28 protein-coding genes are annotated in these 23,091 nt (G+C 61.4%); 12 read left to right on the top strand and 16 right to left on the bottom strand.

Translation table 11 applies throughout. From position 1 onward, the window contains the following. Positions 1 to 17: 17 nt before the first annotated feature. Both NKI73_RS10380 and NKI73_RS10375 read right to left on the bottom strand, forming a co-directional pair. Positions 18 to 1,229 carry an NADP-dependent isocitrate dehydrogenase gene (locus tag NKI73_RS10380; protein WP_352629177.1) on the bottom strand — a complete coding sequence of 404 codons (1,212 nt, stop codon included), beginning with the start codon at positions 1,227 to 1,229 and terminating at the stop codon, positions 18 to 20. 200 nt (positions 1,230 to 1,429) lie between these two features. Then, positions 1,430 to 2,389, bottom strand: coding sequence for a right-handed parallel beta-helix repeat-containing protein (locus NKI73_RS10375; RefSeq protein WP_352629175.1), 960 nt, complete (start codon positions 2,387 to 2,389; stop codon positions 1,430 to 1,432). Positions 2,390 to 2,992: 603 nt separating this feature from the next. Between NKI73_RS10375 and NKI73_RS10370 the strand changes: the two genes are divergently transcribed. From NKI73_RS10370 to NKI73_RS10340, 7 genes are all read left to right on the top strand, one after another. Beyond that, entirely contained in the window at positions 2,993 to 3,913 is a 921-nt protein-coding gene (locus tag NKI73_RS10370) for an RNA methyltransferase (RefSeq protein ID WP_352629173.1), read from the top strand. Continuing rightward, entirely contained in the window at positions 3,906 to 4,694 is a 789-nt protein-coding gene (gene murI / locus NKI73_RS10365) for a glutamate racemase (protein ID WP_352629171.1), read from the top strand. The genes NKI73_RS10370 and murI overlap by 8 nt, the downstream gene beginning before the upstream one ends. Positions 4,695 to 4,761: 67 nt before the next feature. Next, a complete protein-coding gene (locus tag NKI73_RS10360; protein ID WP_352629169.1) occupies positions 4,762 to 4,950 on the top strand; it encodes a DUF3008 family protein in 189 nt (62 codons plus the stop codon). 711 nt (positions 4,951 to 5,661) lie between these two features. Then, positions 5,662 to 6,279, top strand: a complete 618-nt coding sequence (gene rpsD, locus NKI73_RS10355; protein ID WP_023759539.1) for a 30S ribosomal protein S4 — start codon at positions 5,662 to 5,664, stop codon at positions 6,277 to 6,279. A gap of 169 nt (positions 6,280 to 6,448) precedes the next feature. Then, positions 6,449 to 7,336 (top strand): tRNA 2-thiocytidine(32) synthetase TtcA, encoded by an 888-nt coding sequence (gene ttcA, locus NKI73_RS10350; protein WP_352629167.1) that lies wholly within the window; start codon positions 6,449 to 6,451, stop codon positions 7,334 to 7,336. Next, entirely contained in the window at positions 7,326 to 8,153 is an 828-nt protein-coding gene (locus NKI73_RS10345; protein ID WP_352629165.1) for an inositol monophosphatase family protein, read from the top strand. Before ttcA ends, NKI73_RS10345 begins: the two co-directional genes overlap by 11 nt. 84 nt (positions 8,154 to 8,237) lie before the next feature. Next, positions 8,238 to 8,645: a UCP034077 family protein gene (locus NKI73_RS10340; RefSeq protein ID WP_352629163.1), complete on the top strand. Its 408-nt coding sequence runs from the start codon at positions 8,238 to 8,240 to the stop codon at positions 8,643 to 8,645. 59 nt (positions 8,646 to 8,704) lie between these two features. On the opposite strand, the gene NKI73_RS10335 is transcribed toward NKI73_RS10340, so the two are convergent. The 5 genes from NKI73_RS10335 to purL form a co-directional block, all read right to left on the bottom strand. After that, a complete protein-coding gene (locus NKI73_RS10335; protein WP_352629161.1) occupies positions 8,705 to 9,973 on the bottom strand; it encodes a multidrug effflux MFS transporter in 1,269 nt (422 codons plus the stop codon). 170 nt (positions 9,974 to 10,143) lie between these two features. Next, positions 10,144 to 10,479, bottom strand: coding sequence for a Grx4 family monothiol glutaredoxin (gene grxD / locus NKI73_RS10330; RefSeq protein WP_006332883.1), 336 nt, complete (start codon positions 10,477 to 10,479; stop codon positions 10,144 to 10,146). 180 nt (positions 10,480 to 10,659) lie between these two features. Further along, complete coding sequence (locus NKI73_RS10325; RefSeq protein ID WP_010909092.1) at positions 10,660 to 10,893, bottom strand: BolA/IbaG family iron-sulfur metabolism protein; 234 nt, start codon at positions 10,891 to 10,893, stop codon at positions 10,660 to 10,662. Between the two features lie 133 nt (positions 10,894 to 11,026). Continuing rightward, a complete protein-coding gene (locus tag NKI73_RS10320) occupies positions 11,027 to 11,539 on the bottom strand; it encodes a hypothetical protein (protein WP_352629159.1) in 513 nt (170 codons plus the stop codon). Beyond that, positions 11,536 to 13,767 carry a phosphoribosylformylglycinamidine synthase subunit PurL gene (purL, locus tag NKI73_RS10315; RefSeq protein WP_352629157.1) on the bottom strand — a complete coding sequence of 744 codons (2,232 nt, stop codon included), beginning with the start codon at positions 13,765 to 13,767 and terminating at the stop codon, positions 11,536 to 11,538. The genes NKI73_RS10320 and purL overlap by 4 nt, the downstream gene beginning before the upstream one ends. Positions 13,768 to 14,040: 273 nt before the next feature. Between purL and NKI73_RS10310 the strand changes: the two genes are divergently transcribed. Further along, complete coding sequence (locus NKI73_RS10310; RefSeq protein WP_352629155.1) at positions 14,041 to 14,205, top strand: hypothetical protein; 165 nt, start codon at positions 14,041 to 14,043, stop codon at positions 14,203 to 14,205. Between the two features lie 77 nt (positions 14,206 to 14,282). Here the strand turns inward: NKI73_RS10310 and NKI73_RS10305 are convergent, their stop codons facing one another. Then, complete coding sequence (locus NKI73_RS10305) at positions 14,283 to 15,701, bottom strand: aminotransferase-like domain-containing protein (protein WP_352629153.1); 1,419 nt, start codon at positions 15,699 to 15,701, stop codon at positions 14,283 to 14,285. Positions 15,702 to 15,794: 93 nt separating this feature from the next. On the opposite strand from NKI73_RS10305, the gene NKI73_RS10300 reads away from it, so the two are divergent. After that, positions 15,795 to 16,046 (top strand): DUF1127 domain-containing protein, encoded by a 252-nt coding sequence (locus NKI73_RS10300; protein ID WP_352629151.1) that lies wholly within the window; start codon positions 15,795 to 15,797, stop codon positions 16,044 to 16,046. 60 nt (positions 16,047 to 16,106) lie between these two features. Here NKI73_RS10300 and NKI73_RS10295 read toward each other — a convergent pair whose 3' ends face one another. The 7 genes from NKI73_RS10295 to purC form a co-directional block, all read right to left on the bottom strand. Beyond that, complete coding sequence (locus NKI73_RS10295; RefSeq protein ID WP_352629149.1) at positions 16,107 to 16,748, bottom strand: Pr6Pr family membrane protein; 642 nt, start codon at positions 16,746 to 16,748, stop codon at positions 16,107 to 16,109. A 4-nt stretch (positions 16,749 to 16,752) separates the two neighbouring features. Next, positions 16,753 to 17,160: a hypothetical protein gene (locus NKI73_RS10290; RefSeq protein WP_352629147.1), complete on the bottom strand. Its 408-nt coding sequence runs from the start codon at positions 17,158 to 17,160 to the stop codon at positions 16,753 to 16,755. Further along, positions 17,157 to 17,822, bottom strand: a complete 666-nt coding sequence (locus NKI73_RS10285) for a glutathione S-transferase family protein (protein WP_352629145.1) — start codon at positions 17,820 to 17,822, stop codon at positions 17,157 to 17,159. The genes NKI73_RS10290 and NKI73_RS10285 overlap by 4 nt, the downstream gene beginning before the upstream one ends. 81 nt (positions 17,823 to 17,903) lie before the next feature. Continuing rightward, a complete protein-coding gene (purQ, locus tag NKI73_RS10280; RefSeq protein WP_352629143.1) occupies positions 17,904 to 18,572 on the bottom strand; it encodes a phosphoribosylformylglycinamidine synthase subunit PurQ in 669 nt (222 codons plus the stop codon). Then, the gene (locus NKI73_RS10275; RefSeq protein WP_352629141.1) at positions 18,569 to 18,823 is read right to left on the bottom strand and encodes a hypothetical protein; all 255 of its coding nucleotides are present in this window, start codon (positions 18,821 to 18,823) and stop codon (positions 18,569 to 18,571) included. The genes purQ and NKI73_RS10275 overlap by 4 nt, the downstream gene beginning before the upstream one ends. 18 nt (positions 18,824 to 18,841) lie before the next feature. Then, positions 18,842 to 19,084, bottom strand: a complete 243-nt coding sequence (purS, locus tag NKI73_RS10270; protein ID WP_027028126.1) for a phosphoribosylformylglycinamidine synthase subunit PurS — start codon at positions 19,082 to 19,084, stop codon at positions 18,842 to 18,844. 44 nt (positions 19,085 to 19,128) lie between these two features. Then, positions 19,129 to 19,923, bottom strand: coding sequence for a phosphoribosylaminoimidazolesuccinocarboxamide synthase (gene purC / locus NKI73_RS10265; protein ID WP_352629140.1), 795 nt, complete (start codon positions 19,921 to 19,923; stop codon positions 19,129 to 19,131). Between the two features lie 275 nt (positions 19,924 to 20,198). Between purC and NKI73_RS10260 the strand changes: the two genes are divergently transcribed. Together NKI73_RS10260 and NKI73_RS10255 are read left to right on the top strand one after the other, a co-directional pair. Beyond that, positions 20,199 to 20,519 (top strand): DUF1476 domain-containing protein, encoded by a 321-nt coding sequence (locus NKI73_RS10260; protein ID WP_352629137.1) that lies wholly within the window; start codon positions 20,199 to 20,201, stop codon positions 20,517 to 20,519. 167 nt (positions 20,520 to 20,686) lie between these two features. Further along, positions 20,687 to 21,460 carry an HpcH/HpaI aldolase family protein gene (locus NKI73_RS10255; RefSeq protein ID WP_352629135.1) on the top strand — a complete coding sequence of 258 codons (774 nt, stop codon included), beginning with the start codon at positions 20,687 to 20,689 and terminating at the stop codon, positions 21,458 to 21,460. 6 nt (positions 21,461 to 21,466) lie between these two features. On the opposite strand, the gene NKI73_RS10250 is transcribed toward NKI73_RS10255, so the two are convergent. Next, complete coding sequence (locus tag NKI73_RS10250) at positions 21,467 to 22,021, bottom strand: RBBP9/YdeN family alpha/beta hydrolase (protein ID WP_352629133.1); 555 nt, start codon at positions 22,019 to 22,021, stop codon at positions 21,467 to 21,469. A 243-nt stretch (positions 22,022 to 22,264) separates the two neighbouring features. Between NKI73_RS10250 and NKI73_RS10245 the strand changes: the two genes are divergently transcribed. After that, positions 22,265 to 23,083 carry a VOC family protein gene (locus NKI73_RS10245; protein ID WP_352629130.1) on the top strand — a complete coding sequence of 273 codons (819 nt, stop codon included), beginning with the start codon at positions 22,265 to 22,267 and terminating at the stop codon, positions 23,081 to 23,083. Positions 23,084 to 23,091 lie beyond the last annotated feature (8 nt).

The raw sequence follows: 23,091 nt of genomic DNA, 5'->3' as shown, positions 1-23,091 counted from the left end.
CTTCCGGGGCTCGCTCCTCAGGCCATCGCCTTCTGCAGGTTCTCGTCGATCTTGTCGAGGAAGCCGGTGGTCGAAAGCCAGGGCTGGTCGGGGCCGATCAGCAGCGACAGGTCTTTGGTCATGAAGCCGGACTCGACGGTCTGGATGCAGATTTTTTCCAGCGTCTCGGCAAAGCGCTTCAGTTCGGCATTGTCGTCGAGCTTGGCGCGGTGGGCGAGGCCGCGCGTCCAGGCGAAGATCGAGGCGATCGAATTGGTCGAGGTCTCCTCGCCCTTCTGGTGCTGGCGATAGTGGCGTGTGACGGTGCCGTGCGCGGCTTCGGCTTCCACCGTGTTGCCGTCCGGCGTCATCAGCACCGAGGTCATCAGGCCGAGCGAGCCGAAACCCTGCGCCACTGTGTCGGACTGGACGTCGCCGTCATAGTTCTTGCAGGCCCAGACATAACCGCCCGACCATTTCAGGCTGGAAGCCACCATGTCGTCGATCAGCCGGTGCTCGTACCACAGCTTCTTCGCCTTGAACTCGGCTTCGAATTCGGCCTCGTAGACTTCCTGAAAAATGTCCTTGAAGCGGCCGTCATAGGCCTTGAGGATGGTGTTCTTGGTCGACAGATAGACCGGATAGTTGCGCAGCAGGCCGTAGTTCAGCGACGCCCGTGCAAACTCGCGGATCGAGTCGTCCAGATTGTACATGGCCATGGCGACGCCGGCGCCCGGTGCGTCATAGACGTCATGCTCGACCACCTTGCCGTCCTCGCCGACGAATTTGATCGTCAGCTTGCCCTTACCGGGAAAGCGGAAATCGGTGGCGCGGTACTGGTCGCCGAAGGCATGACGGCCGACGATGATCGGCTTGGTCCAGCCGGGCACCAGGCGCGGCACGTTCTTCATGATGATCGGCTCGCGGAAGATCGTGCCGCCGAGGATGTTGCGGATGGTGCCGTTCGGCGACTTCCACATCTTCTTCAGCTTGAATTCCTCGACGCGCTGCTCGTCGGGCGTGATGGTCGCGCATTTCACGCCGACGCCGTATTTTTTGATGGCGTTTGCCGAATCGATGGTCACCTGGTCGTTGGTCGCGTCGCGATGCTCGATGCCGAGGTCGTAATATTCGAGCTTCAGGTCGAGATAAGGGTGGATCAGCTTGTCCTTGATGAACTGCCAGATGATGCGGGTCATCTCGTCGCCGTCGAGTTCGACGACCGGGTTCGCCACCTTGATCTTCGCCATGGAAAAAATGCCTCGTCGTTCAGGGAAATAGGGCTGCCGCGCGAGCGGAAAGAGTCGAGAGGCCTATAGCAAAGGGATTTTTACCGCGCAAACGACATGTTTGTGCGGAGGCGTCATATGCGAATTTCTGGTCTGTATGAATTGGCCGCTAGCCAGTGATACTGTGTCGCGCGGACATTCCGCGCGACACAGCGTGTAGGCTATTTCAGCCCGACTGCTGTCGGCGCGGTTCCGGCAGATACATTGCCGTCGATTTGGTTGTTGCCGTAAGATTCGATTTGGCCGCTGGTGACAGCGCCAAGGGCGGTCCCGTTGCCGCTCACGGTTGAGCTTCCAATGCGGACGATCGAATTTGCATTAGCCGAACGGACCCCCGTATCCGCATTATTTGCCGCCGTGACTCGGTTCAACATCATTCGTAGTGCTCCGGTTCCGGCAGCTGCCGAGAAGCCCTGCGCCCCACCTCCCGCTGCGGAAGTGTCCGTAACAGTGATATCGACAGCACCGGTTGTTGCGGCAGTGGAGCCGCGCACTCCGACAAAGTTGTTCGACAGAACGCTGTCTTTAACGAACAGCATAGAACCCCCGCTGCCACTGGGTTCGATCGAAATGCCATTCCTGGCGTTGCCAGTTATGTTTGTGTTGCTGACGTGAATCTCGGTCACAAGTGAAGTGTTGTTGACAAGGATGCCGTTGCCGTTGGGTGACGCTCCAGTGAAATCGCGGATTATGCAATCCTCGACGATGAGAGATGCACCTTGCAGGAAGCGGATGCCATTGACCCCAGGTAAATTGGGCGGGCTGCCGTCGATATCGAGGCCGCGAAGTACGACATCGATTCCGGCACCGTTAATGATTATGCCGGTAGTGCTAGAAGCCAGCGCCGAGCCTTCGACATGCTTGCATGAAATCGTCATCGACTTGGTTATCGTCACCGTGCCGAAACCGCCGGGGTCGATGCAGTTTATGATGCCGCCTGCCGCCGTCTTGGAAATCGCACCGGCCCAAGTCTTGCAAGGTGCCGTTCGGCTGCACGGATTGGCGTCGTCACCAACGCCGGAAACCCACGTCCGTGTCGCTTGCGCTGAAGCTGGCGCAATCAGCAAGACTGACGCCACAAGCAAGACAGCGATTGAAAGAAAAAACCGTAACACTTTCATTTGCCCCTCCTAGATCATGGCCAACGCCTCGTCGGCCGTTGAACCCGTGTCGAAATGCCTGGGGGACAAATAAATGACGGGCGCATGCAAGACGCACTCCGCCTTCCAATACCATTCGTCGATACACATTGAACCCCAAGCGGGATGGATATTACCTCGTTCTAATTTGATTTTCCAGTGACGCGGTGCATCATCGTAAATAAATAGGCATGCGGATCGTAGATGATTTCCAAGACGGGAAAACATCGTCAATGCTGACAGCGAGCACGGGCCGGTACATTTTGTCGGCGGTTTGGGACACATGGTGGCGCAACAAGGCAATAAATAAGATGGGATGTCTTACGTTATGGGCAGGGAGCGGTCGCGTCTCACCTTTTGTATGCGCGGCGCAGCGATTGGTCTGTGTGGCCGCGCATGCAGCCATTTTGCGAGTCCGCCAGTCAGGTGCATCAAGAGCGCGATCGCCAGATCCTTCACACAAATCAGAGAGGCGGCAGGATTGTGCACGATGGCTATTTGTCAGTCAGGCGGCCTATAACTCTTCAAAAAGCCGTATCGATATGGCAGGACGCTGCGACTCCGCAGCGCAATCATCTGGAACACATGGCAGGAACGGACTTTCAGCGCGGCCCTATGACCGCCGGCCCGGCGATCATCCTCGTCGAGCCGCAACTCGGCGAGAACATCGGCATGGTCGCCCGCGCCATGGCCAATTTCGGCTTGGTCGAGTTGCGCCTGGTCAACCCTCGCGACGGCTGGCCGAGCGAGAAGGCGCGGGCCGCCGCCAGCCGCGCCGACCATGTCATAGACGCAGTCACCGTCTTCGACGATCTGGCCTCGGCGCTGGCCGACCTGAATTTCGTTTTCGCCACCACGGCCAGGCAGCGCGACGGCTTCAAATCCGTGCGTGGGCCAGTGGAGGCGGGCAGGCTGCTGCGGGCGCGTCACGCAATGGGTCAGCGCACCGGCATACTGTTCGGACGAGAGCGCTTCGGCCTCTACAATGACGAGGTCGGCCTTGCCGACGAGATCGTCACTTTTCCGGTCGATCCTGATTTCTCCTCGCTCAACATCGCCCAGGCCGCGCTGCTGATGTCCTACGAATGGATGAAGTCCGGCCTCGAAGACGAGACGAAGACCAATTTTTCGGGCCCGGACATGAAGCCGGCAAGCAAGGAAGAGCTGCACGGCCTGTTCGCCTATCTGGAAGGCGCCTTGGAAGCGCGCGGCTATTTCAGGCCGGCACCGAAGAAGCCGAAGATGGTCGACAATCTGCGCGCAGTGTTGACACGCCCCGGCTTTGCCGAACCGGAGCTCAAGGTGCTGCGCGGCATCATCTCGTCTCTCGACCGGTTTTCGCCGGCGATGCCGCGCGGCGATGGTTCCCCGGGCGACGATCCACGGCGTTTGCCCGCGGCCGCCGCGCGCGCGCACAAGGCGGAAATGGGTCGCCGCGCGCCCGACGCCAATGGCGACGACAATGACACGCCGCCGCTGGGCGGCAAGGGAACCGACAATGACTGAGCGGCCGATCCTGATGTTCGATTCGGGCATAGGCGGGCTGACCGTGCTGCGCGAGGCGCGCGTGCTGATGCCTGATCGCCGCTTTGTCTACGTCGCCGACGACGCCGCGTTCCCCTACGGCGCCTGGGAGGAACCGGCGCTCAACGCTCATATCCTTGGCCTGTTCGGCGCGCTGCTGGATAAATTTCGACCCGAGATTTCGGTTATCCCCTGCAACACGGCATCGACGCTGGTGATCGACGCACTGCGCGAGAAATTCCCCGGCCATCCCTTTGTCGGCACGGTGCCTGCGATCAAGCCGGCGGCGGAGCGTACGCGCTCCGGGCTTGTCTCGGTGCTGGCGACGCCCGGCACGGTCAAGCGTCAATACACGCGCGACCTGATCAGCAAATGGGCGCAGAAATGCCACGTACGGCTTGTCGGTTCGGATCGGCTGGCACCGCTGGCCGAGATTTACATGCGCGAGGGGTTCGTCGACGAGGAGATCGTGCGCCAGGAGATCGCGCCGTGCTTTGTCGAGAAGGACGGCGCCCGCACCGATATCGTCGTGCTCGGCTGCACGCACTATCCGTTCCTGGCCAATCGCATGCGCAAGACCGCACTCTGGCCGGTCGACTGGATCGACCCGGCCGAAGCGATCGCCCGCCGCGCCATGTCGCTGCTTGCACCGGTCGACGGACCGCTGCCGGTGGGTGAGCCTGACATTGCCGTCTTCACCTCCGGCAAGGTGGACTTCGCCACCAGCCGGCTCATGCAGGGTTTTGGCCTGACGGTCGCCTGACATCCGGAACATTGGTTGGCGCGTCGCGTTTTCTCTCAGGCAATCAGGCAATGAAGGAGAAACAGCCATGCCAGCCACCTCGAAAGCCCAGCAGAAGGCCGCCGGCGCAGCCTTGTCGGCCAAGCGCGGCGAGACGAAGAAGAGCGAACTCCAAGGCGCTTCCAAGGGAATGTACGAATCGATGAGCGAAAAGCAGCTCGAGGAATTCGCCGAGACGAAGCGCAAAAGCCTGCCGGAGAAGAAATCGAAACATTAGGGACCAGGGCATCCGCGCTTCGCCATCGATAACAAGCTCGTCCATAAGAAACATGAGCCGGAATGAAAAAGCCCGCGGCCAAAACCGCGGGCTTTGAGATGATGTGGCCGCCTGAGGCCGAACCGGAACTTACCAGCGCCCCCGGCAGTGCCGCACCTTGTAACGAACGACGTGTCTGTGGCCGTGCCGCCAGACCACCTTTTTCTTCACCACGATGCGGCAAACCTGGTGGTACCGGTGTCCTTGCCAATGCCTGGCCTCCGCCGGCTCTGGTGCAACTGCCATCGATCCGGCTAGTACCGCCGCACCTGCCAACGTAAGGAAGAATTTCTTCATGTAGTCATGCTCCTCTAGCTCCGGTCACTTCCTGGTGCCGTTGGCGCACAACCTCCCACCACATCCGGCATCGCATCGACATCGGGAACGGTATACAGTCGCGTTCCGCCGCGCCATGCAAAAGCTTGACACCGGTTAAATCTCAGTTTAACCAGCCGCCACCACCGGGCAGCGATGTCCGGTGTTTGTTTTGTATGCGCAAGATCAGGCAGCCTAATCGTTTCCGATCTTGTTTGAAATGACGTGTCCCGTGGGTTTTCCGCCGCGTTGCGTGGGAAAACCCTGTCAGGTCTCGAAAACGGAGGCCAGAGGAGGGCGCGTTTCCTTCACCCGGACCATGAGGTTCCGGGTGTGTTGTTTTGAAAAGGGAATGCGATGAGCAAGCGCGAATCCGCGAAGTACAAGATCGACCGCCGTCTCGGCGAAAACATCTGGGGCCGCCCGAAGTCCCCGGTCAACAAGCGTGAATACGGCCCCGGCCAGCATGGTCAGCGCCGCAAGGGCAAGCTTTCCGATTTCGGCCTGCAGCTGCGCGCCAAGCAGAAGCTGAAGGGTCACTATGGCGACGTTTCGGAAAAGCAGTTCCGCAAGGTTTATGAAGAGGCGGACCGCCGCAAGGGCGACACCTCGGAGAACCTGATCGGCCTGCTCGAGTCGCGTCTCGACGCGGTCGTCTACCGCGCCAAGTTCGTGCCGACCATTTTCGCCGCCCGTCAGTTCGTCAACCACGGCCACGTCAACGTCAACGGCAAGCGCGTCAACATCGGCTCGTATCGCTGCAAGCCGGGCGATGTCGTCGAAGTGCGCGAAAAGTCGAAGCAGCTGGTCATCGTTCTCGAAGCGGTCGGCTTGGCCGAACGCGACGTGCCGGACTACATCGAAGCCGATCACAACAAGATGGTCGCGACCTTCTCGCGCATCCCCGGCCTGGCTGACGTTCCGTTCGCCGTGCAGATGGAACCGAACCTGGTCGTCGAATTCTATTCGCGCTAAGCGACGAATTCCATTCGCGCTGAGCGAACGCGTTTTGCGATACCAAGCAAAGGCCGCCCGTCGAGGCGGCCTTTTCTTTGTCTGCCTTTTCTTTGTCGGCCATCTCCGCTAATCCCGGGCGCAACGAAGTGCCGAACCGTCGTTGCTCCCGGATTTTGGAACCGACGCCATGAACATGCTGCCGGACGCCGAATCGCTCGAACCAGCCAGCGAAATCGAAGGCGGCTTTCATCCGCTGTTTGCCGATGTGCCGTCGTCGGTCGAGTTCAACAAATTGCGCAAGCGGCTGCTGCGGCTGACCCGACAGGCGATCGAGGATTTCTCGATGGTGAAGCCCGGCCAGCGCTTGCTCGTGGCGCTGTCGGGCGGCAAGGATTCCTACGGTCTGCTCGCCGTGCTGCTCGACCTCAAATGGCGTGGACTGCTGCCGGTCGAATTGCTGGCCTGCAATCTCGATCAGGGCCAGCCGAATTTCCCCAAACACATCCTGCCGGATTATCTCGACAGATACGGTATTGCGCACCGGATCGAATATCAGGACACCTATTCCGTCGTCACCGACAAGCTGCCTCAGGGCAGCACCTATTGCTCGCTGTGTTCGCGTCTCAGGCGCGGCCATCTCTACCGCATTGCGCGCGAAGAGGGATGCTCGGCGCTGGTGCTCGGCCACCATCGCGAGGACATTCTCGAAACCTTCTTCATGAACCTGTTCCATGGCGGCCGTCTCGCCGCCATGCCGCCAAAACTGCTCAACGACGACGGTGACGTCATGGTGCTGCGGCCACTGAGCTACTGCGCCGAGGTCGATCTCGAAAAATTCGCTGCGGCGATGCAATTCCCGATCATTCCCTGCGATCTCTGCGGCAGCCAGGAAGGTCTTCAGCGCAACGCCATGAAGGCCATGCTCGAGGATTTGGAAAAGCGCATGCCCGGCCGCAAGGACACGATGCTGCGCGCATTGTCCAACAGCAGGCCATCGCATCTGCTCGACAGAAACCTGTTCGATTTCGCGGCGCTCAATGAGGCCCTCAGCACAAGGCAAGCCGATGACATTTGACGACACCGCGATCGACTGGCTCGCTGGCCTTCTGTCCGACGCCGCAAAAGCCGAAATCATGCCGCGCTTTCGCCGGCTGGGCGAAGGCGACATCCGCCAGAAGACCTCTGCCGCCGACCTGGTGACGGAAGCCGACGTCAGTGCCGAGCGGCTCATCACCGCGCGGCTGCGCGAGCGTTATCCCCAGGCGATGGTCGTCGGCGAGGAGGCCTGTTCCGACGATCCAGCGCTGCTAGAGGGTCTGGGCGAGGCCGATCTGGCTTTCGTCATCGACCCGGTGGACGGCACTTTCAACTTCGCCTCCGGTGTGCCGCTGTTCGGCGTCATGCTGGCGGTCGTGGTCAAGGGCGAGACCGTCGCCGGCATCATCCACGATCCGGTCGGCAAGGACTGGCTGATCGGCGCCAGGGGGGCCGGCAGCCATATCAGGCACGCGCATGGCAGCGTCGAGAGAGTACATGTCGCGGCACCCGTGCCGATCTCGGAAATGACCGGCTCGGTCTCCTGGCAATACATGCCCGAGCCGGAGCGGTCGCGGCTGGCGCGCAACCAGACGAAGATCCTGTCGCAATTTGCCTATCGCTGCGCGGCGCACGAATACCGCCTGCTGGCCAGCGGCCATGCCCACTTCGTCGTCTACAACAAGCTGATGCCGTGGGATCATCTGGCCGGCGTGCTGATCCATACCGAGGCCGGTGGTCATGCCGCGCGTTTCGATGGCAGCGCCTATCTGCCCTCGCATGTCGGCGGCGGCCTGCTTGTCGCGCCCGATCGGGAAAGCTGGCAGGAATTGCGCCGCGAGCTTTGGGCGCAATAGGATCAGGTCCTGCGGCCAGTGTCCGAACCGGCGGTGTCCGGCTGAAGGAACTTTGCAATCTCACGCAGATCCGGAGGCTCTCGAATGAAACTTCGGTTCGCAATCGTCGCGGCGGCTCTTGCCGCCGCCTTGTTTGCCAGCTCCCACGAAGCAAGATCGCAAGAGCGCAGCTGTCGCAGTCCCGATCCCGTCGACACGATAAAAGAGATGTCCGACGCAATCTACGCCTGTTGGAAGCCGCCGCCCGGAACCGCCGGCATGTCCCTGACGCTGCGGTTCTCGCTTCGTCGCAACGGCACACTGATCGGCAAGCCTCGCGCCACATATTCCGATCTGGGGACCGATGCCCGGCTCAGCCGGGCCTTCGTGACTTCAATCCTCAGGGCACTCGACGACGCCCTGCCATTGCCCTTTTCGGACAGCATGGGCGAAGCCATCGCGGGGCGTATGCTTGCCCCTCGCTTCACGGCAGCCCTTGAAGGTGCGTCCTGATGCATGTCGCCCAAAAGTGGTTCCGGTTTTGGGACAACGACATGCGCAAAAACAACAAATTAGTGCAAGTCGGTGATGTGCCCTGAAACGGGTGGATTCTGCGGCTGGAACATCTTGCCGCGCTCGGCGATGAAAATCATCAGCAGCGCCGCGACCGAGACGCTGCAGAAGCCGGCGGCCAGCGGCGTCACCGTGCCATTGAAAGCCTGGCCGATCAGCGTGCCAAGAATGCCGCCGAGAAACGTCTGCATGAATCCCAGGATTGACGACGCCGTGCCGGCCAGTTGGCCGAGCGGCTCCATGGCCAACGCATTGAAATTCGCGCCAAGCGCGCCAAACGGAAGCATGGCGCAGGCAAAGAAGGTGATGAACAGCCAGAGCGGCATCTTCATTTCCAGCGAAACGACCAGCCAGGCAAGGCTAATGACCAGGAACAACAGCAGCGCGCTCTGCGACAGGCGGCGCATGCCGATACGGCCGACAAGGCGCGAGTTCAGAAAGTTGGAGAAGGCAAGCACGCCCGCAACCCCGGCGAAGATGACCGGGAACATCTCGCCGACATTGAATATGTCGACATAGATCTGCTGCGCCGAGGCGATGAAGCCGAACATGGCGCCGAAAATGAAGGTGCTGGCGAAGGCATAGCAGATTGCAATGCGGTTGGTGAGCACGATGCGAAACCCGCCGACAATGGAGTTGACGGTCAACGGCCGGCGATGTTCGGGATGCAATGTTTCAGGCAGGCGCAGCAGCGACCAGGCCGAGACAATGAGCGCACCGACGGCCATGGTGACGAAGATCCAGTGCCAGGTTGCAAACAGCATGATGAACTGGCCGATGCCGGGAGCAATGACCGGGATCGCCATGAACACCATGAAGATCAGCGACATCACCTCGGCCATGCGCCGGCCGTCGAATGTATCGCGCACGATCGAGACGGCAATGACGCGGGTGGCGGCAGCACCGATGCCTTGCACGGCCCGGCACAAGAGAAGTGTTTCAAAGCTTGGTGCAACGGCGGCCGCCGCAGCCGCGGCGACATAGATCACCAGCCCGGCGACAAGCGGTGCGCGACGGCCGAAGCGATCCGAGATCGGCCCGAAGAACAGCTGGCCGCCGCCGAAGCCCAGAATGTAGGCCGTTATGACGTACTGCCGGTGGTTTTCATTTTCGACGCCAAGCGACGCGCCGATCTGCTGCAGAGCCGGCAGCATGATGTCGATGGCCAGCGAGTTCAGCGCCATCAGCGCGGCGCACAGCGCGATGAACTCCCAGCGTGGAATGGGCAGTTTGCTTGCCGATTGCGGCGCTGATTTTGGCTGGTCCACGGCAAGTCCGATCTCTCAAACGAAAATGCGCCGGCGGGCCGGCGCATTGGCTCGTCTCGGTCCTGAGTTCAGGACATAAAAATTGCCGAGGTGGGGCCGCCCTGGCGTTTCATGCACGTCGCCCAAAACTGTGCGGCGGTCTTAGCGGGCGACAAGCACGAAAACAGAAGTCAGGCGGCGCCTTTGACGCTGACGCCCTTTTCGACGAGGAATGTCTGGAGTTCGCCCGCCTGGAACATCTCGCGGATGATATCGCAGCCGCCGACGAATTCGCCCTTGACGTAGAGCTGTGGGATCGTCGGCCAGTTGGAATATTCCTTGATGCCCTGGCGCAGCTCGGCGGAGTCCAGAACATTCACGCCTTTGTAGTCGGCGCCGATATAGTCAAGAATCTGGACGACCTGGCCGGAAAATCCGCATTGCGGGAAACCGGGCGTGCCCTTCATGAAAAGGACGACGTCGTTGCCCTTCACTTCGTTGTCGATGTAGTCGTTGATACCGCTCATGGAATATCCTTTCCCGCCTGTGGGAGTCAGGCTCGAAACATTTCCCTTCAAATAAACCCAACGATTGCTCGAAACAAGACTTTAGCCGTGCCGTGGCTGAAATGGCGCAAAGGATGGGCTGTGTTGGGCCAAGCGGCTTGAGGCGCGTCCTGGCCGTCCCTACGTGTCGGGTGGACTGCCTTAGTCCGGAACGCTGGTCTGTAGCGCCAGCGCGTGCAGCACGCCGCCCATATTGCCCTTCAGCGCGTCATAGACCATCTGGTGCTGCTGCACGCGGCTTTTTCCCCGAAAGCTTTCGGCCACCACCTCGGCCGCATAATGGTCGCCATCGCCGGCAAGATCGCGAATCGTCACCTTGGCGTCCGGAATGCCGTCCTTGATCAGTTTTTCGATGTCGTGGGCATCCATTGCCATGGCAGAATCCTGTTTCGAGCAGCCGGTAGCCGGCCATGAGATGAGAGTCGGGCGAGCCTAAAGCCTTTCCGGTCCGGATTGAAGCCGTTCTGTCCCGCCAAGGGCAAGACGGTCCGAGAACCACAGGGAAGACCTAGGCCGGTGTGCTTGGTCCGTCCCCCTGGATGTCGTCACGCGTCGAAAACGCGCGGCCAAGGCTGAAGGCCAGCACATAGAGGGGAACGTTGATAACCAGGCTGACAATGGGAAGATAACTCGTCATTCGCCAGAGCGGCGAGAAGAACGGTTGGCCGTAACCGTCGCAGACAAGCGACGAGCCGTACTCCCACGCCGCCCCTATGACGACCGCGCAGGCAAAAAGCTTGATGCAATTGACGATATGTCTTGCCCGTGCCGGATCCGGCGCAAGGCGGCCCCACAGCACCAGGCAGATGATCGGGATCGCGTAGATGAGGTTCTGCGCGACGAGCATCGGGATGGCGCCGTTGGCCGCGGCAAGAAACTGCGAGCGCGTTTCCAGCCGGGCGCAAATCTCGCTCGAGGTCGTCGACAGCAGGAAAAAGACGAACGGCCCGAGGAACCAGAAGAAGAACAGCGACGGCCAGAAGACGACTGCAAGCAGCGCCCGGGCAGCCAGTTTGCTCAAATGGCCTGATCCATGAAGCGGGGGAACCAGCCTTCGTGGGCCCCGGTCAATTCGCTGACCGGGATTGCCCGCGCCTCGCCAAGCTTCAACGCGCTGCCGCCGGTCGAGCCGATCCATGGCGCGAAAATGCCGAGTTCGCCCTGCTGCTTGCGGATGGCGTCCCATTCATCGCCATGCGGGTCGATCGACAGCGTCAGGAGATAGCGGCCCTGATCCTCGCCGAACCAGACCGGAATGGGATCGGTGCCGACAAGCCCGGGGACGGAGGCACCGATGCCTGATGCCATCGCCATTTCGGCGAGTGCAACGGCGATACCGCCATCGGACACGTCATGGGCCGCCGTGACGATGCCGGATGCGATGAGAGCGCGCACATGGTCACCGACGCGCTTTTCATGATCGAGGTCGACCGGCGGCGGCGGGCCATCCGTGCGGCCGTGGATGTCCCTGAAATAGACCGACTGGCCGAGATGCGTTCCCCAGGCTGCCGGCGCGCCGACCAGCAGGATCATCTGGCCTTGCGCGGCAAAGCCGGTCCGCACCATCTTCGACCAGTCGGCGATCAGTCCGACGCCGCCGATGGTCGGTGTCGGCAAAATGCCCTGGCCATTGGTTTCGTTGTAGAGCGAAACATTGCCGGAGACGATCGGGAAGCCGAGCGCGCGGCAGGCCTCGCCGATGCCTTTCACCGCGCCAACCAGCTGGCCCATGATCTCGGGCCGCTCCGGGTTGCCGAAATTGAGATTGTCGGTGGCAGCCAGCGGCAGGGCGCCGGTGGCAGTCAAATTGCGCCAGCATTCGGCCACCGCTTGCTTGCCGCCCTCATAGGGGTCCGCCTCGCAATAGCGCGGCGTCACGTCCGACGAGAAGGCGAGCGCCTTGGTGGCATGGCCTTCGACCCGGACCACGCCGGCATCACCGCCGGGAAGCTGCAGCGAATTGCCCTGGATCAGCGTGTCGTATTGCTCCCAGACCCAACGGCGCGAGGAAAGATCCGGTCCGCCAAGCAGCTTCAACAGCGCATCGGCCACATCGGCCTGCGGAATGTCATTGGCGCCCAGCGGTGCCGGCTTCTTCGGCTCGACCCATGGCCGGTCATATTCCGGTGCCTTGTCGCCAAGATCCTTGATCGGCAGGTCGGCGACCTGATCCCCTTGGTGCAGCACGCGAAAACGCAGATCGTCGGTGGTCTTGCCGACGATGGCGAAGTCGAGCCCCCATTTGTGAAAGATCGCTTCGGCTTCCTTTTCCTTCTCGGGGCGCAGCACCATCAGCATGCGCTCCTGGCTTTCCGAAAGCATCATTTCATAGGCGCTCATGCGCTCTTCGCGCACCGGCACCTTATCGAGATCGAGTTCGATGCCGAGATCGCCCTTGGCGCCCATCTCGACCGCCGAGCAGGTGAGGCCGGCAGCACCCATGTCCTGGATGGCGATGACGGCGCCCGAGGCCATCAGTTCGAGGCAGGCCTCCAGCAGGCATTTTTCGGTGAAGGGGTCGCCGACCTGCACGGTCGGGCGCTTCTCGTCGATCTTGTCGTCGAATTCAGCCGACGCCATCGTGGCGCCGCCGACGCCGTCGCGGCCGGTCTTGGCGCCGAGATAGACGACCGGCAGGCCGACCCCCTTGGCCTCGGACAGGAAGATCGCGTCTGTCTTGGCTATGCCGGCCGCAAAAGCGTTGACCAGGATGTTGCCGTTGTAGCGGGCGTCGAAATTGACCTCGCCGCCGACCGTCGGCACGCCGAAGGCGTTGCCATAACCGCCGACGCCGGAAACCACGCCGGAGACGAGGTGCCTGGTCTTGGGATGGTCAGGTGAACCAAAGCGCAGTGCATTCATTGCCGCGATCGGCCGCGCGCCCATGGTGAAGACGTCGCGCAATATGCCGCCGACGCCGGTCGCCGCACCCTGGTAGGGCTCGATGTAGGACGGGTGGTTATGGCTCTCCATCTTGAAGACGACGCAGTCGCCGTCACCGATGTCGACCACGCCGGCATTCTCGCCCGGGCCCTGGATGACTTGTGGACCGGTGGTTGGCAGCGTGCGCAGCCACTTCTTCGAGGATTTGTAGGAGCAGTGCTCGTTCCACATCGCCGAGAAGATGCCGAGTTCGGTAAAACTCGGCTCGCGCCCGACAAGATCGAGAATGCGCTGATACTCGTCGGGCTTCAGCCCGTGCGCGGCGATGAGTTCGGCGGTGATCGGCACGGAATTGGAAATGGTCATGGGCGGCGATTTTTATCCGGGGCGCGTTGGGATTTTGAGTTTCGTCTTATCGCAAGCTTGGGAGCCAATACACCCCATCGGATGCTGAAAAACAGCGGAAAGCTACAAGGTGACGACGGGTGCGACGAGATCGCGGCTTTGGCGCGCCCATCGATCGGCACGTAGCGGCAGTGGGGAACGTTGTTGTTCGTTCGTGAACCGCTTCTGCACCGCCATTTGGGAACGGGATGACATCCCGGCCGTTAGGTCTCCAACCAATCAGGAGATTTGGACATGGCCACCAAGCAAGGCAAGAAAGACAATCGCCTCTCGGACAAGGAGGCTATGCATATCGCGGAGACCACCGACGTTTCGCCTGGGCAGGCCAAGGAGTTGGCTGAGAAGCACGGGAAAGAAAAGGCCGAGAAGGAAGCCAAGAACTTCAAGGCAGAGGGCTGATCCGAGCTAGGATTTAGGGGCCGCTCGGCGCCAAGCCGACGCTTCAGAAATGAAGGGCGCGTCAGTCGCGAATTGGCTCAGGAGAAGCTGTCGTAGCCGGCACGGCCTTCCTCGAGAAGTCGCCGGATGACCGCAACGCCTTCGGCGATGTCCTTGCGTTGTCTTGGCTGCGAAACGCCGAAGCGAACGCCGTGGAAAACCTGCTCGGAACGGCCGGCCTTGAATTCGTCCTCGTCGTCGATCAGCACGCCATGCTCCAGGCAGGCATTCTTGAAGGTGCCGGAGAGCCAGGGGTCGGGCAGGGTCAGCCAGACAAAGGGCACGCTGTCGTGTGACTTGAACGCGAAACCGGCCAAAGTCTCGCGCACGATGGCGATGCGGGCGCGGATTTCGGCGATGCTGCGCTTGCGTATCTCATCCGCCTGACCCGACAGCACCAGCCTTGTATTCACCTCCGCCAGCAGGAAGGGCATGCCGCCGGTCATCATCTTGTGGGCGACGCGGATGCGGTGGCGGTAGGCGGGCGGGCAGGAAAGCCAGCCGCCGCGCACACCGGCTGCGACCGACTTCGACAGGCCGCCGGCGACGATGGTGCGTTCTGGGGCATATTCGGCCAGCAACGGCGTCGGATCATCGGTCAAATTGCCGTAGAGATCGTCTTCGATGAGGACGACATTGTATTCGCGTGCGACACGCGCGATTGCTTCGCGGCGCGCCGCCGACAAGGTCACCAGCGTCGGATTTTGCGCCGTCGGCATCAGGAAGATCATCCTGGGATGCTTTTGCGCGCAGACGCGCTCGAAATCCTGCGGGTCGAGGCCCTCGTCGTCAGACGCCACCAGCGCGGTGCGCCGTCCGATCAGGCCGGCGCTGCGGGAAATCTGCGAGTAGGTGAGGTGCTCGAAGGCGACATAGTCGCCAGGGGTGGTGAGCGCGGCGATCGCCGCCATCACAGCGGCATGGGTGCCGAGCGTGGGGACGATGGCGTCGGCATTCGGGCGAAACGAATTGCGCGACAGCCAGCGGGCCCCGGCTTCGTACCAGCGGTCGGGGAAATCCCGCGTGTAGCTCGAAATCTCATGCGGATGGTCCTGCGCCGTGCGCGACAGAACATCGGCGACATCAGCGCCCTGGCCGATATCTGGTGCTGCCGTGCTGTCGAAACGCAGTTTGCCGCGCGGCGCGTCGATATGGCGTGTGCCTTCCGCGCTGAGGTCTGGAGCCAGCAAGCTCGGTTTCGCCCCATCGGCGCGTTGGCCGAGCACATAGGTTCCACGCCCGACTTCGCCGCTCACCAGCCCGCGCTCGCGCAGCAATTGATAGGCCCGGCCGACCGTGCCGACAGTGGTGCCGATGTCGTAGGCGAGGTCGCGTTGCGGCGGCAGCTTGGCGCCGACGTCGATCACCCCCCGGTCGATGTCCGTTTCGATGGAATCCGCCAGGCGCTGATACAGCGGGCCGGAGCCGGAACTGAGATCTGGAAGCCAAGTTGTCATGGTGACAATTTTCTATATTGCACCGAATTGTGAGTCAATACATATCAGCATTGCGCCAAAAAAGGTTCAATTTGGAATTCTGGCAGAAATAAAATGAACACAATCGCTACAATCCGTCATTCGAGCGCCAAACTATCAGGCCAATCGGCACGCCCATCGGACCGGAGCGGCTTTGTCAGCCGCCTGGTACGCGTGCTCAGGTCGCTGGCAAAATGGATCGACCATCTGCTGGAGCGCCGCCGTAGTCGGTTGGTGCTGCTGGAGATGACCGACGATCAGCTCAAGGATATCGGCGTCTCGCGCTGCGATGCCCACCGCGAGGGTATCAGGCCGTTCTGGGACTGACCCGGTTTTTGGGAAGATCATGGCCCAAAAAGGAAATGCGGACCGTAGGTCCGCATAGCCCTATCGGACGCTTGATGCCCTGGTGCGCGCAATGCCTTGGTCGGCAAGGACGACGATCATGCACAGCACGAGAAAAAGCCCGGTGACGGCCGCCGCCGAGATGGCGACGCTGGCTGCGCCGTTCCTGGCGACATCCAGGAACGGGTAGGGCACCTCGCCGGCAAGCGGCGCCCGTATCAGCGCATAGATCAGATAGGCTACGGGATAAAGCACCCACCAGGAAATGTCGCTCCACCGCGTCCGACCGTCGGCGCCTGATATCAGCCACCACAGTACGAACAGCGCCGGCGTCACATAGTGCAGCAGGACGTCGCAGAGCAGGAACAGTCCCTGCGGCTGCCAAAGCTGTGCCAGAACCGTGGCGTAGATGATGAAGACCAGGGCGATCGAAACAGCAACGCCGGCCCGTATGCGCGTCCCGGCGAATGCCGGCAGCCACGCATAGCCGGTGGGCGACAGCAGCGAGGTGTACACCAGCACCGCGCCGATATTGGTCAGGATGGTGAAGAAGCTGAAAACGAAAATGATGGAGCCGAGCAGGCTGCGGCCCGCTTCCATCGACGCCGGAATGCTGATGCAGAACTGCAGGACGAGCCCGGCCAGACCAATGACCAGACCCGCGACCTGCAGGAAACGGCCCATGGCCCTATGCGGTCGCCGCGCAGGCCGGATTGCCAGCTTGCCAGCGGGCAATGTCCGAACCGATGCGCGCGCCGAGCGGATCGTTCATCAGCGGGCCGAACACGTCGACGCGGCTCGAATTGCCTTGCGCCTGCACGACCAGCAACGGTTTGCCGCCGTAGTGCTTGGCCGGCACCAGCAGGAAACGCGGCGTGCCGCTGAACGAATTCAGTTCATTGGCCATCTGATACTGTTTGAAGGCCGGATCCTTGCTGGCGATCCAGCATTTATGGGCTGATATCGCCACCTGTTCCATGGCCAGCAGCGCTGCACTCTTGCCCGAGGGCACAGGCGTGCTCTTCGGGGTCGATTGGCAGGATGTGAGAGCGAAAGCCGCCGCGGCAACCAGCGCGATCGTCTGGCCCCTGGTCAAGCGGCACCCATCTCAAGCTCGGACAGAAATATCTTCAGGCCGTCGGTCATCTCGCCCCACACCCGCGACAATGCCGGATGCTGCGAGGCGATCTGCTCATAGGCGTCGAATTTGGGATAGGCGTCGAGCAGGTCGTGGCGTCCTGTCATGGCGCGGAAATTGTTGAAGATGAACCGCGTCGGCGTCAGCCAGGCGTCGGCGAAACTGATATCGTCACCAAGCGCGAAGGGCCCTTGCGCCATTCGGGCTTCGATCGCTGCCAGCCCGCGGTGCAGGCGGATGAATTGGGCGTCGATCTCGGCACTGTTTCGCTTCGGCATGGAATGAAGCTCGAAAAGCTTCATCATCGGGGTCAGCACATCGAGATCGGTGATGCGGGCGAACATGCGCACCAGCGCGCGGTCCTTGGAATCGGGCGGCAGCAGTGCCGGTTCCGGAAACCGTTCTTCGAGATACTCGGCGATGACCACCGATTCGACGATCGTTTCGCCCGAGCCGGTGATCAGCACCGGAATCCGGTTCATCGGTGAGATGGCGCGAAATTCTTCCGGGATGGGAAAGCCGGGCGGCGGCGCGATGATCTTGAGCGGCACGTCCTTGATGTAGGCCAGCGCCCGCACGATCGACGAGTAGGGCGACAACGGTCGCGAATAGAGTTTCATGACCGTTTTTCTCCCCCATAAAGCGGACTTGCCCCAAAGAGACAGGAATGTCCGGCTGTTTTCAAGACGCCCGCCTCGATTTCAGGCGGCAATGCCAAGCGCACTTTCGAACAGTCCACGGCCGTCAGTACCGCCATGGGCTGCTTCGATCAGGTTTTCCGGGTGCGGCATCAGGCCAAGCACATTGCCGCGGTCGTTGATGATGCCGGCAATGTCGTTGATCGAGCCGTTGGGATTGGTGCCGTCCGCATAGCGGAACACCACCTGGCCTTCGCCTTCGAGACGGGCAAGCGTGTCGGCGTCGGCGAAATAGTTGCCGTCATGATGCGCAACCGGCGTGCGGATGATCTGGCCTGGCTGATAGCGGCGGGTGAACATGGTGTTGGCGTTGGTGATCTCAAGCTTCACCTGACGGCAGACGAATTTCAGCGAGGTGTTGCGCATCAAGGCGCCCGGCAGCAGGCCGGCCTCGACCAGGATCTGGAAACCGTTGCAGACGCCGATGACCGTCACGCCCGCGGCTGCCTTTTCGGCCACCGCCCGCATGACCGGCATGCGCGCGGCGATAGCGCCGCAGCGCAGATAATCGCCAAAGGAAAAACCGCCTGGAATGGCGATCAGGTCGACATCGGGGATTTCGGTGTCGGTCTGCCAGACAGTGACCGGTGGCTTTCCCGAAATCTTGGTCAGCGCCGCGATCATGTCGCGGTCGCGGTTGAGGCCGGGCAGAAGGACGACAGCTGATTTCATTTCGGTTCGTAAGGCCTCTGTGCTTCGGCAAGTTCTCGCAGGTCGAGACGACGTTCTATGCGTTCGAGGCGGTCGTCGTGACGGGCGAGAATGCCATAGATGTTATGAATATCGCTTTGTATTGCGACCATATGGCCTCGAAGCACGTTCAACTCACGCTTCACCTCGGACACATCCTGACGAAGTTCACCAATTTCATGATGCACGCGCTTCAGAAGCTCGAACATCAAGTCATTCGTGGCTTCCGACATAGTGCCTCCGACACAACCTCAGGTAAGCGTCACACTATAATTCTCAATTACCGTGTTCGCCAGCAGCTTGTCGCACATCGCCTTGAGGTCCGCCTCCGCCTTGGCCTTGTCGCTTTCCGCCAGCTCGACGTCGAACACCTTGCCCTGCCGCACCGCGCCCACGCCGCCAAAGCCCAGGCCCGACAGCGCGTGTTCGATCGCCTTGCCTTGCGGGTCGAGCACGCCGTTCTTGAGTGTGACGGTAATGCGGGCCTTGATCACGCTGGACATGCTCCTGTTCTGACTATCGGGTTGCAAGCCGCTATTCAGTGCGGCTTGCCTTTGAGGCCGTCGGTCGAGGCGACAAGCACCGGGCCGGTGGGGCGCGGCGGCTCGTTCTCGTTCATGATGCCGAGGCGGCGGGCAACTTCCTGATAGGCTTCGACGAGGCCGCCCATGTCGCGGCGGAAACGGTCCTTGTCGAGCTTGTCATGCGTCGCCACGTCCCACAGGCGGCAGGAATCCGGCGAAATCTCGTCGGCGACGACGATACGCATCATGTCGCCCTCGAACAGGCGGCCGCATTCGATCTTGAAGTCGACGAGCTGGATGCCGACGCCCATGAACAGGCCGGAGAGGAAGTCGTTGACGCGGATGGCCAGCGCCATGACGTCGTCGATCTCCTGCGGGCTCGCCCAGCCGAACGCGGTGATGTGCTCTTCCGACACCATCGGATCGTCGAGCGCGTCTGCCTTGTAGTAGAATTCGATGATCGAACGCGGCAAAACGGTGCCTTCATCGATGCCGAGGCGCTTGGACAGCGAACCGGCGGCGACATTGCGCACGACGATTTCGAGCGGAATGATCTCGACTTCCTTGATCAGCTGCTCGCGCATGTTGAGCCGGCGGATGAAATGGGTCGGGATGCCCATGCGGTTGAGATGGTTGAATATGTGCTCGGAAATACGGTTGTTGAGCACACCCTTGCCGTCGACGACTTCATGCTTCTTCTTGTTGAACGCGGTTGCGTCGTCCTTGAAGAACTGGATGAGCGTACCCGGCTCGGGTCCCTCATAGAGGATCTTGGCCTTGCCTTCATAAATGCGGCGGCGATTTTTCATCTGATTTTTTCTCTGGGGTTCCGGACAGGCGGTATCAGACCATTTCCTGTCCGTCTGCCTGAAATAGTGCGGCTACGGTAGGGTTCAATGCCGGGTCTATCCCAATCACATCGTTTGCTCAATCGGCAAATCCTTCCAATCAACCGCTTTCGGGACTGAAATGCCGCAGCGCAGCATGCAACGAAGCGTATTGACCGGCCCGCGACCTTTTGGTTTGTGCATCTGCAACACACATATTCACTGCCGACGAATCGAATTTGACCCGGAGGGACGCCATGAACAGCATGAAAGACCGCGAAGAGGGCTTCGAGCGCAAGTTTGCTTTCGACGAGGAACTTCGGTTCAAGGCCTCGGCGCGCCGCAACAAGGCGCTCGGCCTGTGGGCCGCCGAAAAGCTCGGAAAGTCCGGCACCGACGCTGACGCCTATGCCAGGGAAGTGGTTGTTTCCGACATCGAGGAAGCCGGCGATCACGACGTGTTCCGCAAGATCCGCAAGGATTTCGATGCGGCCGGCATCGACCAGTCGGACCATCAGATCCGCCGTACCATGGACGAGCTGATGGCGCAGGCGATCGAGCAGATCAAGAACACCTGATCCGACCGAAGCAGGTTCCGCAAAAGTGTCCCACGGTTTTGCGATAAAGAAGCTGCGACAGACGAAAGAATGATTGGACCAATCGACCGCCCGGCCTATCCGGGCGGTTTTTCTTTGCCTTTGCCGCGGTTTCCGGCTGAACTGCGATCGTTAACAAGGAAAGTGTCATGTCCCTGAAGTCCCGCCTCGCGGCCGATGAAACGCTGTTCACCGCATGGTCCGGCGTACCGGATGCCTTGACCGTCGAAATCGTCGCCAAGCAGGGCTTTGATGCCGTCACGCTCGACATGCAGCATGGCGGCCATCACGAGGACAGCGTGCTGCGCGGTCTGGTGCCGGTGCTCGCTGCCGGCAAGCCGGCGCTGGTGCGCATTCCCGTCGGCCGTTTCGACATGGCAAGCCGCGCGCTCGATTTTGGCGCCGAGGCGGTCATTGCGCCGATGGTGAATTCGGTGGCTGACGCAAAACTGTTCGCCGCCGCCATGAAATACCCGCCGCTCGGTGAGCGTTCCTGGGGCCCGACCTACGCTTTTCCACGCCACGGCAAGGGCGACCAGGCCGAATGGCTGCGCGACACCAACCAGCGCACCATGGCCTTCGCCATGGTCGAGACGCGCGCCGCCCTCGATGCCCTCGACGGCATTCTCGACACGCCCGGCATCGACGGCATCTTCCTTGGCCCGTCGGATTTCTCGATCGCCTGGAGCAATGGCGCCACGGTCAATTCGACGCTGGAAAGCATGATGGAGACGGTGGCGTCGGTCGCCGTGCGCACACGCAAGGCCGGCAAACATGCGGCGATCTATGTTGTCGACCCGGCAATTGCCGGTCGTGTCGTGGCGATGGGCTACCGCCTGCTGGCCATGGGCTCGGAACACGCGCTGATCGGGCTTGGTGCAAAAACCCTGATCAACAGCGTCAGGGATTCGATCGGGTCCTGAGGGAGCTCAGGCCTTCAGGTCCGTCAGGAATTTGGCGAAGGTCATCGAGCCTTCGGGCCACGGACCAAAGCCCGAATCCGCGTTGAGGTGACCGGTTTCGCCGGCATCGACGAACAGCGAACCCCACGCTCCGGCAATGTCCTCGGCGACATCGAAAGCGCAGAACGGATCGTTGCGGCTGGCGATCACGATGGACGGAAAAGGCAGCGGCTCGCGCGGGTAGGGGCCGAAGGTCATCAGATGCCTCGGCCTGATCTCCGGATTGGCGACATCGGGCGGCGCCACGAAGAAGGCTCCGGCAACCGGCTTGCGGAACTGTGGGATGGCTTGCACCGCCGTGGCCACGCCGAGCGAGTGCGCGACGATGACGACCGGACGCTCCGCTTCGTTGACCGCCTTGGCAACATTGTCCGTCCAGTCCTCGCGCACCGGCTTCGACCACTCCGCCTGCTCGACCCTGCGCGCCGTCGACAGCTTCGACTGCCAGCGACTCTGCCAATGGTCGGGGCCGGAGTTGGTGTAGCCCGGCACGATGAGAATATCTGCTTCCTTGACCTTCATGGCGCTGAGATAGCGAGGGGCGTCGCTTCATGCAATGGCCATGAACGGCGTTCTTGATAGTGAACACGATGTTCGCTTCTTCGCGTCTTGTGTGAACGATGCCGATGGACGATCTGTGGTCACGAAAAGAAACAGCCGTGTGCGGGAACCCTGACTTTGGAACTGACACGACGTATGATGATTGGCGGCGCGGGGCTTCTCACCTTGGGAGCTTCATCACAGGCCGGTCGAACGGAGCATTTGATGAGTGAACTGCCCTTTGCCGCCACCACGCCGGTCAGCGTTGCCCGCGTTGGGTTGAAAGCGCGCGATGCCGAAAGTCTTGCCGCATATTACCGCAGCGTCGTCGGTCTGCAGGAATTGAGCCGTGCCGACGGTGCGATTACGCTGGGCGCCGCCAACCGTCCCTTGCTGGTCATCGAGGCCGATCCTTCGGCAAAGCCGGATGATCCGCGCAGCGCCGGGCTGTTCCACACCGCCTTCCTGCTGCCCAGCCGCGCCGATCTCGGTCGCTGGATCAACCATGCCATCGCCGACAAGATCGCTATCGAGGGTGCCTCCGACCATCTGGTCAGCGAAGCGCTGTATCTGACCGATCCCGAGGGCAACGGCATCGAGATCTATGCCGACCGCCGCTCGCAGGATTGGAAGTGGAATGGCGACAAGATCGCGATGGCGACCGAACGGCTGAACATTCCGTCTGTCGTTGCCGAAGTGCCGGCGGGCGACGCCGGCTGGCAGGGAGCGCCGGAAAACAGCATTGTCGGCCATGTTCACCTGCGTGTCGGCAGGCCGGAAGACGCCGAAGCCTGGTGGAACCAGGAATTCGGCTTCGACACGGTGGCGAAATATGGCGGCCAGGCGGTGTTCCTGTCGTCCGGCGGCTATCACCACCACATCGGCGCCAACGCCTGGCAGAGTTCGGGCGCCGGCCGCCGCGATTCCACGCGGTCGGGCCTGGCCTGGGTTGAAATGCGCTCGGACAATGTGACCAGCCCGGTAACCCGCGAAGATCCCTGGGGCACGGTCATCAGGACTGTTCCCGGCAAGGCTGGCCGATAGGATCGGAG

This window comes from Mesorhizobium sp. M0496 (assembly GCF_040321205.1).
GTDB lineage: Bacteria > Pseudomonadota > Alphaproteobacteria > Rhizobiales > Rhizobiaceae > Mesorhizobium.
The sequence above is the reverse complement of the archived record's forward strand: the minus strand, read 5'-3'. Positions and strand labels throughout refer to the sequence as shown.